This is a genomic window from Paenibacillus sp. XY044 (genome assembly GCF_002257645.1).
In the GTDB taxonomy this organism is placed as follows: Bacteria; Bacillota; Bacilli; order Paenibacillales; family Paenibacillaceae; genus Paenibacillus_AQ.
Genome location: NZ_NQMO01000008.1, coordinates 101,558 through 116,691, shown reverse-complemented (window position 1 = coordinate 116,691; position 15,134 = coordinate 101,558). Strand labels below are relative to the sequence as shown.

15 protein-coding genes are annotated in these 15,134 nt (G+C 55.2%); all 15 read right to left on the bottom strand.

Annotation, left to right across the window (positions count from 1 at the left end):
- Positions 1-88: 88 nt before the first annotated feature.
- Positions 89-505 (bottom strand): cytidine deaminase, encoded by a 417-nt coding sequence (cdd, locus tag CJP46_RS26960; protein WP_094598737.1) that lies wholly within the window; start codon positions 503-505, stop codon positions 89-91.
- 31 nt (positions 506-536) lie between these two features.
- Positions 537-902 (bottom strand): diacylglycerol kinase family protein, encoded by a 366-nt coding sequence (locus CJP46_RS26955; protein WP_094598736.1) that lies wholly within the window; start codon positions 900-902, stop codon positions 537-539.
- On the bottom strand, positions 902-1,399 hold the full coding sequence (gene ybeY, locus CJP46_RS26950; RefSeq protein ID WP_094598735.1) for an rRNA maturation RNase YbeY: 498 nt from the start codon (positions 1,397-1,399) through the stop codon (positions 902-904). The genes CJP46_RS26955 and ybeY overlap by 1 nt, the downstream gene beginning before the upstream one ends.
- 3 nt (positions 1,400-1,402) lie before the next feature.
- Positions 1,403-3,658: an HD family phosphohydrolase gene (locus CJP46_RS26945; protein WP_094598734.1), complete on the bottom strand. Its 2,256-nt coding sequence runs from the start codon at positions 3,656-3,658 to the stop codon at positions 1,403-1,405.
- A 14-nt stretch (positions 3,659-3,672) separates the two neighbouring features.
- Positions 3,673-4,590, bottom strand: a complete 918-nt coding sequence (locus CJP46_RS26940) for a PhoH family protein (protein WP_373558043.1) — start codon at positions 4,588-4,590, stop codon at positions 3,673-3,675.
- Positions 4,591-4,650: 60 nt separating this feature from the next.
- Positions 4,651-5,847, bottom strand: coding sequence for a sporulation protein YqfD (gene yqfD, locus CJP46_RS26935; protein WP_094598732.1), 1,197 nt, complete (start codon positions 5,845-5,847; stop codon positions 4,651-4,653).
- Entirely contained in the window at positions 5,844-6,137 is a 294-nt protein-coding gene (yqfC, locus tag CJP46_RS26930; protein ID WP_094598731.1) for a sporulation protein YqfC, read from the bottom strand. The genes yqfD and yqfC overlap by 4 nt, the downstream gene beginning before the upstream one ends.
- Before the next feature lie 298 nt (positions 6,138-6,435).
- Positions 6,436-7,059 carry a hypothetical protein gene (locus CJP46_RS26925; protein ID WP_094598730.1) on the bottom strand — a complete coding sequence of 208 codons (624 nt, stop codon included), beginning with the start codon at positions 7,057-7,059 and terminating at the stop codon, positions 6,436-6,438.
- Between the two features lie 14 nt (positions 7,060-7,073).
- Positions 7,074-8,081: a flotillin-like protein FloA gene (floA, locus tag CJP46_RS26920; RefSeq protein ID WP_094598729.1), complete on the bottom strand. Its 1,008-nt coding sequence runs from the start codon at positions 8,079-8,081 to the stop codon at positions 7,074-7,076.
- Between the two features lie 96 nt (positions 8,082-8,177).
- The gene (locus CJP46_RS26915) at positions 8,178-9,491 is read right to left on the bottom strand and encodes an NfeD family protein (RefSeq protein ID WP_094598942.1); all 1,314 of its coding nucleotides are present in this window, start codon (positions 9,489-9,491) and stop codon (positions 8,178-8,180) included.
- Between the two features lie 162 nt (positions 9,492-9,653).
- Complete coding sequence (locus CJP46_RS26910; protein ID WP_094598728.1) at positions 9,654-10,097, bottom strand: GatB/YqeY domain-containing protein; 444 nt, start codon at positions 10,095-10,097, stop codon at positions 9,654-9,656.
- Positions 10,098-10,113: 16 nt separating this feature from the next.
- On the bottom strand, positions 10,114-10,287 hold the full coding sequence (gene rpsU / locus CJP46_RS26905) for a 30S ribosomal protein S21 (RefSeq protein ID WP_005547957.1): 174 nt from the start codon (positions 10,285-10,287) through the stop codon (positions 10,114-10,116).
- 138 nt (positions 10,288-10,425) lie between these two features.
- Positions 10,426-10,785, bottom strand: coding sequence for a histidine triad nucleotide-binding protein (locus tag CJP46_RS26900; RefSeq protein ID WP_094598727.1), 360 nt, complete (start codon positions 10,783-10,785; stop codon positions 10,426-10,428).
- A gap of 178 nt (positions 10,786-10,963) precedes the next feature.
- The gene (locus CJP46_RS26895) at positions 10,964-11,587 is read right to left on the bottom strand and encodes a RodZ family helix-turn-helix domain-containing protein (protein ID WP_094598726.1); all 624 of its coding nucleotides are present in this window, start codon (positions 11,585-11,587) and stop codon (positions 10,964-10,966) included.
- A gap of 99 nt (positions 11,588-11,686) precedes the next feature.
- The gene (locus CJP46_RS26890; protein WP_094598725.1) at positions 11,687-15,133 is read right to left on the bottom strand and encodes an AAA family ATPase; all 3,447 of its coding nucleotides are present in this window, start codon (positions 15,131-15,133) and stop codon (positions 11,687-11,689) included.
- Between the last annotated feature and the right edge of the window lies 1 nt (position 15,134).

The window sequence follows — 15,134 nt, the reverse complement described above, 5'->3', positions numbered from 1 at the left end:
CCTTCGTAAGAACGGTTAAGCATTGATGCTCACCGGCTGCTGAAGATGGGGCCCCAAGTTCATATGTGTATTCAATATATCGCAAAGCTTATTCGCTGTCACTGTGTTTCAGGTCGGACGGTCCAAACGCACCCGGCAGCAGATCCCTCACCGTGGTTTCCTGGATGTCCCCCTTCAAATTGCCCATAATGACTTTCATGTCGGGAGCGCACAGCTCCAACAGAACCTGGCGGCATACGCCGCACGGCGAGATCGGACCTTCGGTATCTCCCACAACCGCGATCGCCTGAAAGCTGCCGGGCTGATGGCCGTCGGCAACAGCCCGGAACAGTGCGGTCCGCTCCGCACAGTTGGTCGGCCCGTATGCCGCATTCTCCACGTTGCAGCCATGATGGACATGACCCTCGGCATCCAGCAGGGCCGCACCCACGCCAAAGTGGGAATAAGGGGTATAGGCCTTGGTTCTTGCCTTGATAGCTTCTTGCATTAATTGAGCTGTGTCCATTGTTTAATTCCTCCTGTAACCTCTAATGTAGTCATCCAAGCCATGCTGCGACAGGCTGATAGAACACGATGATGGCGACGACGACGGCAAAGATGGCGGTCAGCAGTACTGCGCCGGCCGCGGTATCTTTCGCCGCCTTGGCCATAGGATGCACTTCCGGCGAAACCATATCCACAACGGCCTCAACAGCGGTATTCAGCAGCTCGGCCGCCATCACCATCGTGATCGCGACGAGCAGGAACAGCCACCGCTGCCAAGACAGGTGCAGCAGGGCGGCAGCGGCAATGACCACGACCGCCGCCGCGGCATGAATTCGCATGTTGCGCTGGGTTTTCAAAGCATATCCGATTCCTTCCGCGGCGTAACCGAATGAAGCAAGGAAGGAGCGCTTGGCCATTACCGGGTCAACCCCACCTGGGCCAGAACAGCCTCCTGCTTGCCCATCATTTCCGCTTCGCTTTCCGCATCCTGATGGTCATAACCGAGCAGGTGCAGAAATCCGTGGACGAACAGGAAGCCGATTTCACGCTCCAGGGAGTGTCCGTAATCTTCGCTTTGAGCTTTGGCGCGATCGACGGAGATGATAATATCGCCGAGCACCTCCGGCATATCCTGCAATTCCTCGTCTTCTTCCAGCTCGTACACGATGTCCAGCTCTTCGTCCAGGGTCTCGTTCATCGCGAAGGACAAGACGTCCGTCGGACGGTCGATGCCGCGGTACTCAAGGTTCAGCTCATGAATCTGCTTATCGTCGACGAATGTAAGCGCCACTTCGCCGTCCTCCACGCCTTCCGATTCCCCTGCTTTCTGCAGGATGACCTCCAGCGTGGCGATCAGCTCATCGCTGACCGGATGCTCATTTTGTTCATTGTTCCAAGCCAGATGCAGACCCATCTTTCAACCGCTCCTTCTATTCTCTTCATCCATCTTCGTTTTCTTCATTTCTTCCGGATACTCGATCCGGGAGTGGAAAATCCCCATTACGCTTTCTTTCAGCGTCTTTGCAACAATGTCCAGTTCCTTCATCGTCAGATCGCACTCGTTAAACTGATGATCGTCCAGCCGGCTTTTGATGATTTTTTCGATCACCGATTCCACCTGGGTGACGGTCGGATTGCGTAAGGACCGTACGGCAGCTTCGACGCTGTCCGCGATACCGATAACCGCCGACTCTTTGGACTGGGCCTTCGGACCCGGATAACGGAAATCCTCTTCCGTGAAATCCGGCTCCTTGCCCTGCTCCTCCGCCAGGCGAAGCGCCTTGTGGTAGAAGAAATGCAGGAAGGTCGTGCCGTGATGCTGCTCGGCGATATCGCGAATCGGTTTCGGCAGCTTGTAATCCTTGAGCATCTCGACCCCGTCCCTCGCATGCGCGATAATAATCGACTTGCTCAGCTTCGGATCGATCGAGTCATGGGGGTTCTCCATGTTGTTCTGGTTTTCTATAAAATAGCTTGGCCGTTTCGTCTTTCCGATATCATGGTAATACGATCCGACCCGGCACAGCAATCCGTTCGCCCCGATCGCTTCGGCCGCCGCCTCCGACAAATTGCCGACCATAACGCTGTGGTGATAGGTTCCCGGCGTTTCGGTAAGCAGCTTGCGCAGCAGCGGGTGGTTCGGGTTCGACAGCTCCACCAGCTTCAGGGCCGATAGAATGCCGAAGGTGACCTCAAAAAACGGCATTAGACCGATGACCAGAATCGCGGTCAGCAATCCGCCCGCAAAGGCAAACCCCAGCGCGTACAGCGTAGACATTTGCTGCCAGTCGTCGTTATCGATCAGGTTAATCAAAAATACGGTCAACGAGCCGAACAAGCAAACCATGATCCCGCCCTTCAGCAGGGTCGACCGCTGGCTTGCCTTATGGATCGTAAAGATAGCCACGTAAGACACGATCAGCGAGAACAAGCCGAACTTAAAATCAAACATCTGTCCCTGGTGCACATTCAGAATGACGCTGGACAGAATGCTGAAGATCATGGCGCAGAAAAATGCGAGCGACATGTCCAGCAGCAGCGTGACCAGCATCGAGCCGATGGCCACCGGCGCCAAATAGCCGAGATAGGGACGCTCGCTGCTCTGCAAAATGCCGGCGACATGCATGGAAACGATCGTAATAATAAAAATAAGGACAAGCATCAGCAGCTGGGAATTGTTATACCCAAACTTGCCCCCGTGAAGCTGGCGGATAAACATCATCAATCCGAGCGCCAGCAGGAGAGACAAAAGCAGCAGCCCAAACTGCGGCCAATAGTTGACGTCATTTTTGAGCAGGCCGTTATCATCCAGCAGGTTGTACAGTTCTTCCGTGATCAGCTCGCCCTTCGCGACAAGCACACCGCCCTGCTTGATGTATACCGTCGGGGTATTTTCCCTGGCCTGAACTTTGGCTTCCTTCGTCGCCTCTTCGTCATAGAACTTGTTGGCCGTGATGGCGATCTTGGACAGCTCCTGCACCACTTCGCGCGCCGTGCGCTGGCTCAGAGAGCTCGTGCTGACCAGCTCGGCTACCTTGGCCCTTGCGGTCTGGGCGTCCGCGATCTGGTCGTTAGTCAGCCGTGATACGATTTCACGCGCCACCGGCTTCATCTCGGTAATATCGGCAGAGGTCAGGCGCGGAATTTTGATAAAGGTCTCTTCCGGAATTTTGTAGACCTGCTGGCTGGTCACCTTCAGCATCTCATTCAACAGTGCGTCGGAATAGGTGCCCAAACTCCGCGTATTATTGACGTAGTTCTGCACGAAATCCTGGGCACGCTGCGGAATCTCCTGACGGTAAATCGCCACCTTGTCCTCGCGGGAAACCTGGTCGTCCTGATTGAGCTTATCGATCCGGTCGAGCAGCGAGGCGATCAGGTTATCGTTCCGGATGGGAACGATGGTGTAAATCGGCTGCACGCGTTCGGCCGCTTCCTCCTGCGCCTTGAGGGTGGCTTTGTTGTTCGGAATCTGCATCGGCGCCGTGATTTCCTTCTCGCTGTGCGTGCCGACCTGGATGTTGTATTTTTCCGGAAGCAGATCCGGCGCCAGGCTTACGTAGAACAGAATGGCCAGACATAAAAAGAGAACATAGCGGGTTGCCGCGCTATGTTTCCATCCGATATTTTTAGTTGAGAAAGATTTGCCTGATGACGCTTCTTTCGAAGTCATAAAGATAATCCCCTCTAATCTTGGTTTTCTGCAGCTTTGTCGTAAGCAACAATGATTTTCTGCACTAGGGAGTGACGCACGACATCCTGTTCGGCGAACTGCACAAACCCGATCTCTTCAATGCCGCTTAAGATCGATTTGGCTTCAACCAGACCAGACTTCTTGCCTCTCGGCAGGTCAATCTGGGTAACGTCGCCTGTGATGACCATTTTCGAGCCGAACCCAAGACGGGTAAGAAACATTTTCATTTGTTCAGGTGTCGTGTTTTGGGCCTCGTCCAATATAATAAAAGAATCGTCCAGCGTCCGTCCCCGCATATAAGCGAGCGGAGCGATCTCAATCAATCCCCGTTCCAGCGACTTTGCAGTCTGTTCGGGTCCCATGACGTCATAGAGCGCATCGTACAGCGGACGTAAATACGGGTCAACCTTCTCCTGAAGATCTCCCGGCAAAAAGCCGAGACTTTCACCCGCTTCGACAGCCGGACGCGTCAGCACGATTCGTTTGACGGAGCCCTCCTTCAAGGCGGCAACGGCCAAAACGACCGCCAAATAGGTCTTTCCTGTTCCTGCTGGCCCGATGCCGAACACGACGTCACGCTTGCGGATGGTAGTGACATAATGCTTCTGGCCGATCGTCTTGACGCGGATCGGTTTGCCCCGGAACGTGGTCGTGATTTCACCTTTGAACAGGTCGAGCAGCTGATCCGCCCGGAAGTCTTTCGCCAAGTCGATCGCATAGGAAACATCACGTTCGGTCAGAATGTAACCATTGCGGACAAGCTGGAGGAGCACTTCGAACAGCTCGGTCAGCACCTGCACGTCACGGTCGCTGCCGCGGACGGTAATTTCCGCTTCCCTCGACACGATCTGGGCGGGAATTTCCGCTTCGATCATCTTAAGAAAGGTGTCCTGCGGTCCAAAAATGGACATCCCTTCGCTTGCACTTTGAAGTAAGATTTGTGCGCTGTGAGTTTTTTCAGACAAATAGCCTCATTCTCCTTGGTTATGAACTATGGGAAGCTCTACGGCAATCTTCTCTTCCACCTCGAAAAGCACTTTCATATAAACTTTACCATTCTCTTTCTTCTCATGCAAAATTTTTTGGCTGATGATCTGCGAATCCGTTCCATATTTCGCCAAAATATCCCGCACTGCTCCGTCCAATCCTTGTTTCTTGGCCTCTTCTACGGTCAGCGTCTCCTGGTTCTCCCGCACTTCCATCACCTTTTCCGTCATCCATCCGACGGGGAGCTTGAAGGAACGCCAGGTCAGAGGGTCATGCTCCGTCAGCGTTTCGGAAGCTTCATAGGGATCCTTTCCGTAGCCCCACAGCTGCACCGCGCGATTGCCGATCACAAAATAAGACTTCGTCTTTCTCTCCCCGGTATATACTTTATGCTTCTGGACCAGCGGGACCTCCAAACTGTATTCGTGCCAAACCAGCCCTTTGACTTCCCCTTTGGCCACGACAATCTGCGTGTTTCCTCCTTGAACGCCAAGTATGCCTGATATGAGCACCTGCCCCTTTTTCACCCGGGTGTTTTTTTCGACGAGCGGACGCCCCTGCTCCGCGTAAATGCTCGTAACCACCGCATCCGTCCGGCTAACCAGATGGCGCGGATCGGTCAACGGCTGTTTCGCAGGTTCGGCCGCCTCCACGATCTGGATCGTAATCGTGGTGCCTTTGCGCTCGACCCCGATCCAGGACGTGCCCGGAAGCCGGATGCTCAGCTCACGCGACAGCTTGTCCGGCGACTCTAAGCGGAATATCCATTGGAACGGGCGGACTCCCTCCTTTTTCGCCGCTTCAAGCACGTCTTCGGTCGCAATTTTTTCATTGCCGGTGACCCTGACGTTCCACACCATGGATGACAGCAGGAACAGCAGAACAAAAAACAGCACGATGCCCACCATAAAGAACTTGCGCTTATACAGCTTGACCAGCGTAAAGGGCAGGCCGATCCGACCCTGTACATGGACCCGGCAGCCTGTCCGTTTTAACAGAGGACGAAGAGCATGGAAATCCCTTAGAAGCACCTTCATCTCTGCCAATTGTCCGTTTTTGGGTTCGATGTCCCATAACGGAATACCGCTCTCCGCCAATGCATTGATGAAATACTCCACATGATCCCCCCGGACAGCAATAAGCAAGCAGCCGCGAACCCGGGTTAACGTCGGGATTTTCATGGACTCTCCTCCGTTCCTGTATATTTTATGTTCGTTACCAATCCTTCGATCATCACTTCTTCCGGCAGAATCGACCGGATCATAAGCCCGGAGCCTTCGATCTCGAGCAGTCCCTGGGACAGGGAAAGGATCATTTTATCGGAAGAAAAATGCCGTACGCCCCGATGATTCTCGATATAGAGTTCTTTGTTTCCCACCATAGTGATTCGCGGCAGATCGAACAGAACGTCCTGCGGAATATCCAGCATTTCGTTTGTCCACTTCCGCAGCCTGCGGCTGATCCCGGCCATACGAAGGTCTTCCCCCTTCCTGTACTCTACACCTTATGCATGGAAAGCCCGGTTTATGAAGCTTTTCAGGGGGAGAACAAGCCCTTAGATCACACGCCTGACGCATCATAAAATAAAAAACGCCTCTTCGGCGTAAGGTCACAGCAGACAGGCTGCTCATGATGTATGTTTCAATCGGCGAGAACGGAGGATATGTTTGCTGGGGAGATCCCTCCATATCTTGAAAAAGCCTCTTCCGCTGCCCGGAAAGATGCCATGATCTTTCCAGGCCGAAAGAGGCCTCAGTTCTAGATTATCGTTATTTCCGCGGATTCAACGGGCGTTTGGAGCGGGGCGGCCCCAGAATTTCGGCCCAGATGATCCCTTGCCTGGCCTGCTCGGCCAAAGGAGATACCGGAGCAGGTGCTTCCCGGTCAGACGCCACGTTCGAAGCCATATCCATCTTCGTCGATATTTTGTCCAGAGAAGCGTTCACCCTGTTAATCTCCTGTTGCATCGTACGGGTTCGATCCTCCAGCGTAACCTCCAACGGGGACTTCTTCTCCTCCGTCCACATGGAGGATACCCCTTCACCGGTATCGTAGTCTGGAGCCGGACGATAGTCTCGAGGACCGGCTGAGGGTTCAGGGGCAGACGATGGGTACGAACTGAACGGGGAGCTTCTTCTGCCCGCAGTATCCTGCGGCCGGGAGCCGTACGCCGGCTCTCTCCGCTCCTCGCCGTATTCGTATTCCTCATCCTCGTCTTCCTCATCGTACTCGTCCTCTTCGTCCCGCTTCTGATACGAGCGGCCTTCGCCCCCAAACGTGGGCATGCCCCGGGGCTGCTGCCTCTGCTTCGATTTCTTTCCGTTTTTGCTCAGCGCAGAGATGACCGCAAATCCAATGATCAGGATCCAGTAAAAGTGTTCAATGATCCACATGGATGCCTCATTCCCTACTTGTTATTTTTCGGACTATTGCTGCCATCTCCGCCTTCTCCCATTTTGCCCAGCGAGCCGCGCATTTGGGTATCGGCTTCAATGTTTTTCAGGTTCATGTAATCCATGACGCCCAGTTTGCCTGAACGCAGAGCTTCAGCCATCGCGAGCGGCACTTCGGACTCGGATTCCACGACCCGTGCTCTCATCTCAACGACGCGCGCCTTCATTTCCTGCTCCTGGGCCACAGCCATTGCACGGCGTTCTTCGGCTTTCGCCTGGGCGATCCGCTTATCAGCTTCGGCCTGCTCGGTCTGCAGGTAGGCCCCGATGTTCTTGCCTACATCCACGTCGGCGATATCGATCGACAGAATTTCAAAAGCGGTTCCCGCATCCAGCCCCTTGGCCAGTACGGTACGGGAAATGGAGTCCGGGTTTTCCAGAACGTCCTTGTGCATGTCACTGGAGCCGACGGTCGTAACGATCCCTTCGCCTACGCGGGCAATAATCGTTTCTTCCCCCGCACCGCCGACGAGACGGTCGATATTGGCACGTACCGTTACCCGGGCCTTAACTTTGACTTCAATCCCGTTCTTCGCCACGGCGGCGACCACCGGAGTCTCAATGACTCTCGGGTTAACGCTCATTTGAACGGCCTGCAGCACATCGCGACCGGCCAGGTCGATGGCGGCGGCACGTGTAAATTCGAGCGGAATGTTGGCGCGTTGGGCCGCAATGAGGGCGTTAACCACCCGGTCTACATTACCACCGGCCAAATAGTGACTTTCCAGCTGATTGATGTTGAGACCAAGACCCGCCTTCGTCGCCTTAATCAGCGGATTGACGATCCGGCTCGGCGTTACGCGCCGCAGTCTCATGGCCACCAGCGTAATAATTCCGATCCGGACGCCGGACGCTAAGGCCGAAATCCAGAGCATGACCGGGAAGAAACTGAAAAATACGCTGAGCACAATAATGATGACAACCGCAATCAGTAATACCGTGATAAGAGAAGTACCATCCATACTGCTTATCAACCTCCAAGTAATCAATTGGTTTCATGTGACATTCTTTCCAGGTTCTTTACAACATGTTACACGAATCTCGCCAAAAAGCCAGCATTATTCCGGCTTTACGACAATTCTCGCCCCTTCTACGTGAACGACCTTGACCGGTGTGCCCGCCGGGACAAACTCCCCATCCGTCACGACGTCGATCCGTTCTCCTTCCACGTTCACGGTTCCGGCCGGACGAAGCGGCGTCACGCTGACCCCCGCTTTTCCAAGCAAGTCCTCCTTGGCAATGGTCGGAACGAAGCCCTGCTCCTTGGTCAGTGCTTCTTTCAGGATGAAGCGGTTCCAGACACCCTTCTCCTTAAATATAATCGCTACGATCACCACGACCACGACCGCAGCCGCAAACGCGATCCCGAGCGAGAACAGGGCGTGCGTCGTGTCATAAGCCGCCCTGACAACGCCAGCGATCAGGCTGATCGCCCCCAAAATACCAAGGATGCCAAAGCTTGGGACAAACATTTCAAGAATCATAAGGATGAGCCCGACAATAAAGAGCAGCCACGTCTCGGATCCTGCGAAGCCCGCTACATAGTTACCGAAGAAATACAGTACGAAGGCCACCACGCCCACGATCCCCGGTACGCCAAACCCGGGAATCATCAGCTCGATGACCACCCCCGCAATCCCCAGGAACAGCAGGATGACCATGACGGCCGGATGCGTCAAAAAGGCGGCTACCTTCTCGGCACCGGTATGCTCGACATGGAAAACATCATCCGTCGAGTACCCCATCCATTGAATCGCCTCCTCGGGCGTTGAAGCGATATGATCGGCATATCCGACCTTTAATGCCTGTTCGCTCGACAGAGCGATGATATCGCCTTTCTCCTTCTTCTCCCCGATCGTTGGCATATCGACGACCATGTTGACGTCGGCCATTCCTTCGGCGATTTTGCCGTCGCGTCCGCTGGACTCGGCCGCTGCGCTCATCTTCGATTTCCAATAAGCGACCAGCTTGGCATCATCCACGCGTTTTCCCGTACGGTCTACCATAGCAGCAGCGCCGATCATACTCCCCGGCTTCATGACGATTTTATCGGCATTCAGCGCGATGTAGCTGCCGGCCGAAGCGGCATTGCCTTGGATGTAAGCAAGCGTCGGAATCTTGCTGTCACGGATCATCTGTCCGATTTTGTCGGCGGTATCGACGAGCCCGCCCGGTGTATTGATCTCTAGCACAACCAGACCGGCATTCATCTTGGACGCTTCCTTAAAACCGCGGCGCATGAATTTTTCAAGCCCCGTCTCGATTTCCTGGTCCACCGGTATGATATAGACCGGGCCGCCCTTCTCTCCATTTTCCGCGGATACACGCCCGGGAAGCCAGCTGCCGGCAACCAAGAACGCGAGCATCAGCATTACCACAACGGATTTAAGCCCTTTTTTGGCCAAATACACCTTACCCCTCCTTTCCACATTCCCGTTATAATGTCCATCATATGGTAGTTATTACGCATCATAGAAGGGAATCGTTTCATAAAATGAAAAAACACCCCTGAAATCAGGGGTGTTTCATTATGTTTATTGCAGAAATTGTTGAACCACTTGGTTCACAAGTTTGCCGTCTGAGCGTCCCTTTACCTTCGGCATGAGCGCGCCCATCACTTTCCCCATGTCGGCTTTCGAAGAAGCACCGGTTTCCTGGATGGTCTGCTGTACAATAACTTTAATTTCTTCTTCGGAAAGCTGTGCGGGAAGATACTGACCGATAATCTCGATTTCTGCTTTTGCATGTTCCGCAAGATCTTCGCGGTCTGCTTTTTGAAATTCTTGGAGGGCATCTTTGCGCTGTTTGATTTCACGACTTAGGATATCAAGCACTTCGTTGTCATCCAAAGTTCTTTTCAAATCTATTTCAAGATTCTTGATCGTCGAACGAACCATTCGAATCGTGGAGAGTTTGAACTTGTCTTTACTCTTCATCGCCTGCTTCATATCTTCGTTCAATCGTTCGCTAAGATTCATGCTAGTTCAAATCCTCCTAAAACTTTCTCTTACGAGCAGCCTCGGACTTTTTCTTGCGCTTTACGCTTGGCTTTTCATAATGCTTACGTTTCTTCACCTCAGCCAATACGCCATCCTTAGCGATGGAGCGCTTAAAGCGGCGAAGTGCAGCATCAATAGTCTCGTTTTTGCGAACTTTAGTTTCAGACACCAGTTTTCCCTCCCTCCGACCAGACCGTCCAAGAGCAATAACACGGTTCATCAAACTTAATTATAGGTGAAAGAGAAATAGGGTGTCAACCTCAGGGCCTATTTTTTCATCAAAGACCGGACTAGCCGGGGTACAAGCTTAGGCGTGGGAGTCGGAAATCCCGGTCAGGGCGCCCAGTTTGGCCCCTCCGAGCAGGTGATAGTGGATATGATGCACCGCTTGTCCGCTATCCGGCCCACAGTTGTTGATGAGCCGGTATCCCGATTCATCGACGCCCAGATCCTTGGCGACCTGCTGGGCCACCTGATGCATTTCGGCGATCAGCGGGAGATCCTCGCCCTGAACCTCGTTCATCGAGGCGATATGCTTTTTGGGGATGATGAGCGCGTGCACCGGTGCGGCTGGTTGAATGTCACGGAAAACCAGGATCCGTTCGTTTTCGAAGACCTTTTGGGAAGGGATACTCCCCTCAACGATTTTGCAAAACAGGCAATCCATCGATTGTTGCCTCCTTCAATATGTAAGAGAATTCTTTCCTATATCATAACGGATATAAAAAGACCCGTCCAATATTCCCCATCAGGCCTTAAGAGATTCTTCGGCAATAGGTTGATCCAAAAAAAAAGATACCGGTTCTCCCGGTATCCCGCATCGTCTTCATAAGTAATTTCTATAATCAATAAAATGGCAGCAGCGACAGCGCCGTCAATCCGACCAAAGGAAGGATGAGACGGTTAAAGCGGGGTCCATAGAACGGATATCCAAAGCCGTAGCCATATCCAAACGGAGGATAGAAACCAGGAAAAAATGCACGATAGTCATATCCCGGGTAACCTCCGCAAGGGTGGAAGCAGTCATGATGAAACTCAGGCATTACAGCCGGAGCCACGTTCGGTGACATGTTAGCAGGAGACATAAACATCGGAGATACGTTCGCGTTCGGCGACACGCTTGCAGGTGACACATATGTCGGAGCTACGTTCGCGTTCGGCGACACGCTCGCTGGTGATACATATGTCGGTGCTACATTCGCGTTCGGCGACATGCTCGCTGGTGATACATATGTCGGTGCTACGTTCGCGTTCACGCTTGCAGGTGATACATACGTCGGAGCTACGTTCGCGTTCGGTGACATACTTACAGGCGACACGTTTTCATGGCCTACCGGTACCGCCAGGTACAGCTTCTCCTCATCTACACTTTCCACAAATCCGTCGTATACGCTTCCGTCCGACATAGTCGCGCGGACGTAACGGTGCATATGTTTTTTGCATAACTCTATGGCCTCAAACTTTTCCATTGCCCTTCACAGCCTCCCAATTTCAGAAGATTTACATGAACATCGTATTCAAGGCTGGGCGAATGGCTACTGTTTTTTCAAAAAAATATGGATCATGGCCTATAGCGTTTCACGAACGATCCGCGAGCCGCCTCCGGCCTGCTCGGCAGGCATCACGACCAGCTTGCGCGGTAGGCGCGCCCGCAGCTCGGGCACATGGCTGATGATTCCGACCGACAGATGGTCGTTATGCAGCTTCTCCAACGAAGTGATCACCGTGTCAAGCAGCTCCGGATCCAATGTCCCGAACCCTTCGTCAAGGAAGAAAAACTGCAGCGGGTATTGCCCCCGAAGCTGAATTTGCGCCGACAGGGCCAGCGCAAGGGAAAGGGAGGTCAGGAATGTCTCGCCTCCGGACAAGGTAGACACCGGGCGCCGTACTCCGCCGTTGGCGTCATCCCGAATGAGGAAGCCTCCCCCTGAATCAACCTCGAGCGCGTAACGCTGCTTAGTCAAGAAGCGCAGACGCTGCGAGGCGGCCTGGCTGACCTGCATCAGCTGCTCCTCGGCAATGTATTCGACAAAGGCATTGCCCCGCAGACAGGACTGCAGCTTGGAGAGCTTCTCCGCTTCCTGCTGCCGCTGCTTGCGGATAAGCTCCAGCTGCGACCAGCGGACATGACGCTTCTCGACGTCGTCCAAATCACGCTCCGCCCTTGCCCGGTGCTGAAGCGCCGCCTCATCCCGCTCCCGGCAGGCTGCCAGCTCCGCGGCAATCCGCTGCCACTCTTCTTCGGTCACGCCGCGGCCGTCCAGCTGCTCTGCCAAATGGCGGAGCTGGACCTTGATCTCCTGCTCCCGTTCGCGGTGCTGCCGAACCCGCTCCGCGCTGTGCGTCTCTTCGTCAGGCAGCATGCAGGCTTCAGCCATTTCCTGCGAGGTCGCGAACGGAGAAGCCGTCAGCTGCTCGTCCCAGCGGGCCTGTGCCTTGAGGCAGTGCTCCTTCGCGGATTCCGCCGCCTGGGCTGCCATCGCCGCCGCTTTGGCGGTCTCATGCTTATGCTGCTCGGCGGCCTGGCGCTTCTGCTTGGAGCGCGCCGCAGCTTCCCGAAGCGAGAGCAGGCGCTGCTCGCAGCCTTCCAGCAGGCCGTCGGCGGATTCGCTGCCGACCCAGGCCTGAAGACGCCGCTCTTTCTCGGCAAGCAAATCCTGCTTGCCCTGCAGCTGAGCGTCCCATTGAATGAGCGACTTGTCGAGATCGTTGATCTGCCGCTCAAGCGATTGGACCGATGCCGTCTTCTCCTCGATAAACGGGATGCTAATTTGCAGCCGTTCTCGGATCTCCTCGGCCTGCGCGTCCTTCTGCTGGATTTCCGCAGACAGACGGTCCGCCTGCTCCGGCTGAAGGTCAGGTAGCTCCCGGCTCCATTCCTCCTGGAGCCTTAAGTATTCCTGCTTCTCCGTTTCAAAGCGTTCGCCCAGCTTCGCGTACGTTTCCCGAAGCGACTCGATTTCAGCCGTTCGTTTCACCTGCAGGGCGCGCAGTTCTTCCCCCCGCGCCTTCAGGGCGGCATGCTCACGTTGAAGCTGTCTCGTCGAGGATGCCAACGCCTCGGCGTCCGCCTCCATTTTCCGAATACGGGATTCCCATGCGGACTTGGAGGGCGCCTCCCCTCCTTCCGGATTCGCAACCAGTTCCAGGGTGGCGGCTGCTTCGTCTACGCCGTCTAACGGCCCCCTGGCGGCAAAAGGACCCTCTGTCTCTCCTTGGCCCGATTCGTATGGTTCCAGCAAGCTGCGCGTCTCATGAACCAGCTGACGCCCGTTCAGCCGCAGCTCCTGTACCCGCTGGCGGAAAACGCGCAGCAGTTCCAGCAGACCATCATCGGCTTCGGGCGCGCCGCGATCAGGCGATACCGGTGCCGGATGATGGGATGAACCGCATACCGGGCAAGGTTCTCCCGGGCGCAGCTCGGCGGCCAGCGCCAGCGAGAGCGCATGCAGCTCCCGCTCTTTGGAGGAAGAGCGGATCAGCGCCTCCTCTTGGTCAAGGCGGGACAAAGCCGCCTCCATCCGGCTGTCATGCCCCAGAACCTGCTCCATGTGGTTCGAAACCGTCAATACGAACTGCTTCTGCTCGTGAAGATGCTGCTCCCTCTCCTGCTCATCCTGCTTCAGGAGCGATTCCGTTCTGCTCTGCTTCAATTCATGCTCTTTATATTCGGTCTCCGCGGTCCGAAGCCGCTGCTCGCTGGCTCCCAGCTGCTGAACGTGACGCATCGCCAGATGCAGCCGTTCGCGGTCCTTCGCCTTCACTTCCAGCCCCTTCAGGCTTTCCTGCAGCTCGGACTGCCTCTTGAGCCCTTTGGCGAGCAGCTCCTGTTCCTTGGCCAGAGCTTCACTCCGTTCTTTACTTTCGCTGGCCGTCTTAGAACGCTGCTCCGCCAACTGCTGCAGCACAGTCTTCAGCTCGTCCCGCTCCCGCTGCAGCAGTACCGCCTGCTCCAGCTGTTCCTGGCGCTGCAGCAGCTTGGGTTCTTCGGCGGCAAGCTCCTGATGCGCCGCATCGTCGGTGGCAGCGGACTCCCGTGCCGCCGCATCCGCGGTCTCCGCCTTCGTCTGAAGCTGCTCCGCCTCCCGGACCCGTTTATCCCATTCCTGCCTGCTGTCTGTCCACTGCGTATACAAAGGCATGATCGCCCGGGCCGCAGCGGATTGGCCCAGCCGCTGCTCAAGCCGGACAATCGCCGCATCGTCGGCGGAAAGCCGGCGAAGCACCTGTTCGCGGCGCTCCTTCTCCAGCTGCAGCTCCCTGAATTTCCCGGCCCTCTCGGCCTCCTCGGTCATTTGCCGCAGCTTCAAGCGGGAGGCCTCCGCTTCGCTGACGGCCTCCTTGAGCTTGTTCTTTGCTTCTTCCACCGCTTCCACGCCTGCGCTGCCGAGACCTTGCTGCTCCGCCTCCACTTCCTTGAGCGCAGCGTCGTTTTCCTTCACCCGCCGGCTGAGCTTCTGTGCGAGCAAATCGCCGTATTTTTCCAAATGGAACAAGCGCTGCAGCATCTGCCTGCGATCACTGCCCTTCAGCGACAGAAACTCGGCGAATTTCCCTTGGGGAAGGACGACGGCACGCGTAAAGTCCTCCATTTTCAGCCCGATTTTGTCTTCTACGCAGCGGGTAACCTCGGCCAGCTTGTCCGCCATGACCAATTCGCCTTCCGCCGTGACCTCGATAAACCGGCTAACCGTATTGCTGACCGATAACTCGTTGGTTCTTTTAAAACGGCGCTCAACCCTGTACCGCTTTGGTCCGTCCGCGGAACTGAGTTCAAACGTAAAGGAGACGTACAGAGCATCTTCCGAGTGGTTCATGATGCCCTGCGTCCCGTTGACCGCACGTTCGACTTTGCCGTACAGAGCCAGGGTCATCGCGTCCAGAAGCGTCGATTTGCCGCTGCCCGTCGGTCCAAAAATGCCGAACAGCCCCATCTGGCACAGCTCGTCAAAATCGATCTGCTGCATCTCGCGATAGCTCTGCAGGCCCGACAATTTCAGTGTGATCGGCTTCATG

What these genes read in the sequence shown, in the direction of transcription:
- yqfD (WP_094598732.1), bottom strand. Translation starts at nt 5,847, where the DNA reads ATGAAAATCCCGACGTTAACCCGGGTTCGCGGCTGCTTGCTTATTGCT.
- CJP46_RS26915 (WP_094598942.1), bottom strand. Translation starts at nt 9,491, where the DNA reads ATGCTGATGCTCGCGTTCTTGGTTGCCGGCAGCTGGCTTCCCGGGCGT.
- CJP46_RS26945 (WP_094598734.1), bottom strand. Translation starts at nt 3,658, where the DNA reads ATGACTTCGAAAGAAGCGTCATCAGGCAAATCTTTCTCAACTAAAAAT.
- CJP46_RS26955 (WP_094598736.1), bottom strand. Translation starts at nt 902, where the DNA reads ATGGCCAAGCGCTCCTTCCTTGCTTCATTCGGTTACGCCGCGGAAGGA.
- yqfC (WP_094598731.1), bottom strand. Translation starts at nt 6,137, where the DNA reads ATGGCCGGGATCAGCCGCAGGCTGCGGAAGTGGACAAACGAAATGCTG.
- CJP46_RS26910 (WP_094598728.1), bottom strand. Translation starts at nt 10,097, where the DNA reads ATGAATCTTAGCGAACGATTGAACGAAGATATGAAGCAGGCGATGAAG.
- CJP46_RS26890 (WP_094598725.1), bottom strand. Translation starts at nt 15,133, where the DNA reads ATGAAGCCGATCACACTGAAATTGTCGGGCCTGCAGAGCTATCGCGAG.
- cdd (WP_094598737.1), bottom strand. Translation starts at nt 505, where the DNA reads ATGGACACAGCTCAATTAATGCAAGAAGCTATCAAGGCAAGAACCAAG.
- CJP46_RS26925 (WP_094598730.1), bottom strand. Translation starts at nt 7,059, where the DNA reads ATGTGGATCATTGAACACTTTTACTGGATCCTGATCATTGGATTTGCG.
- floA (WP_094598729.1), bottom strand. Translation starts at nt 8,081, where the DNA reads ATGGATGGTACTTCTCTTATCACGGTATTACTGATTGCGGTTGTCATC.
- CJP46_RS26900 (WP_094598727.1), bottom strand. Translation starts at nt 10,785, where the DNA reads ATGGATTGCCTGTTTTGCAAAATCGTTGAGGGGAGTATCCCTTCCCAA.
- CJP46_RS26895 (WP_094598726.1), bottom strand. Translation starts at nt 11,587, where the DNA reads ATGGAAAAGTTTGAGGCCATAGAGTTATGCAAAAAACATATGCACCGT.
- CJP46_RS26940 (WP_373558043.1), bottom strand. Translation starts at nt 4,590, where the DNA reads ATGTCCATTTTTGGACCGCAGGACACCTTTCTTAAGATGATCGAAGCG.
- ybeY (WP_094598735.1), bottom strand. Translation starts at nt 1,399, where the DNA reads ATGGGTCTGCATCTGGCTTGGAACAATGAACAAAATGAGCATCCGGTC.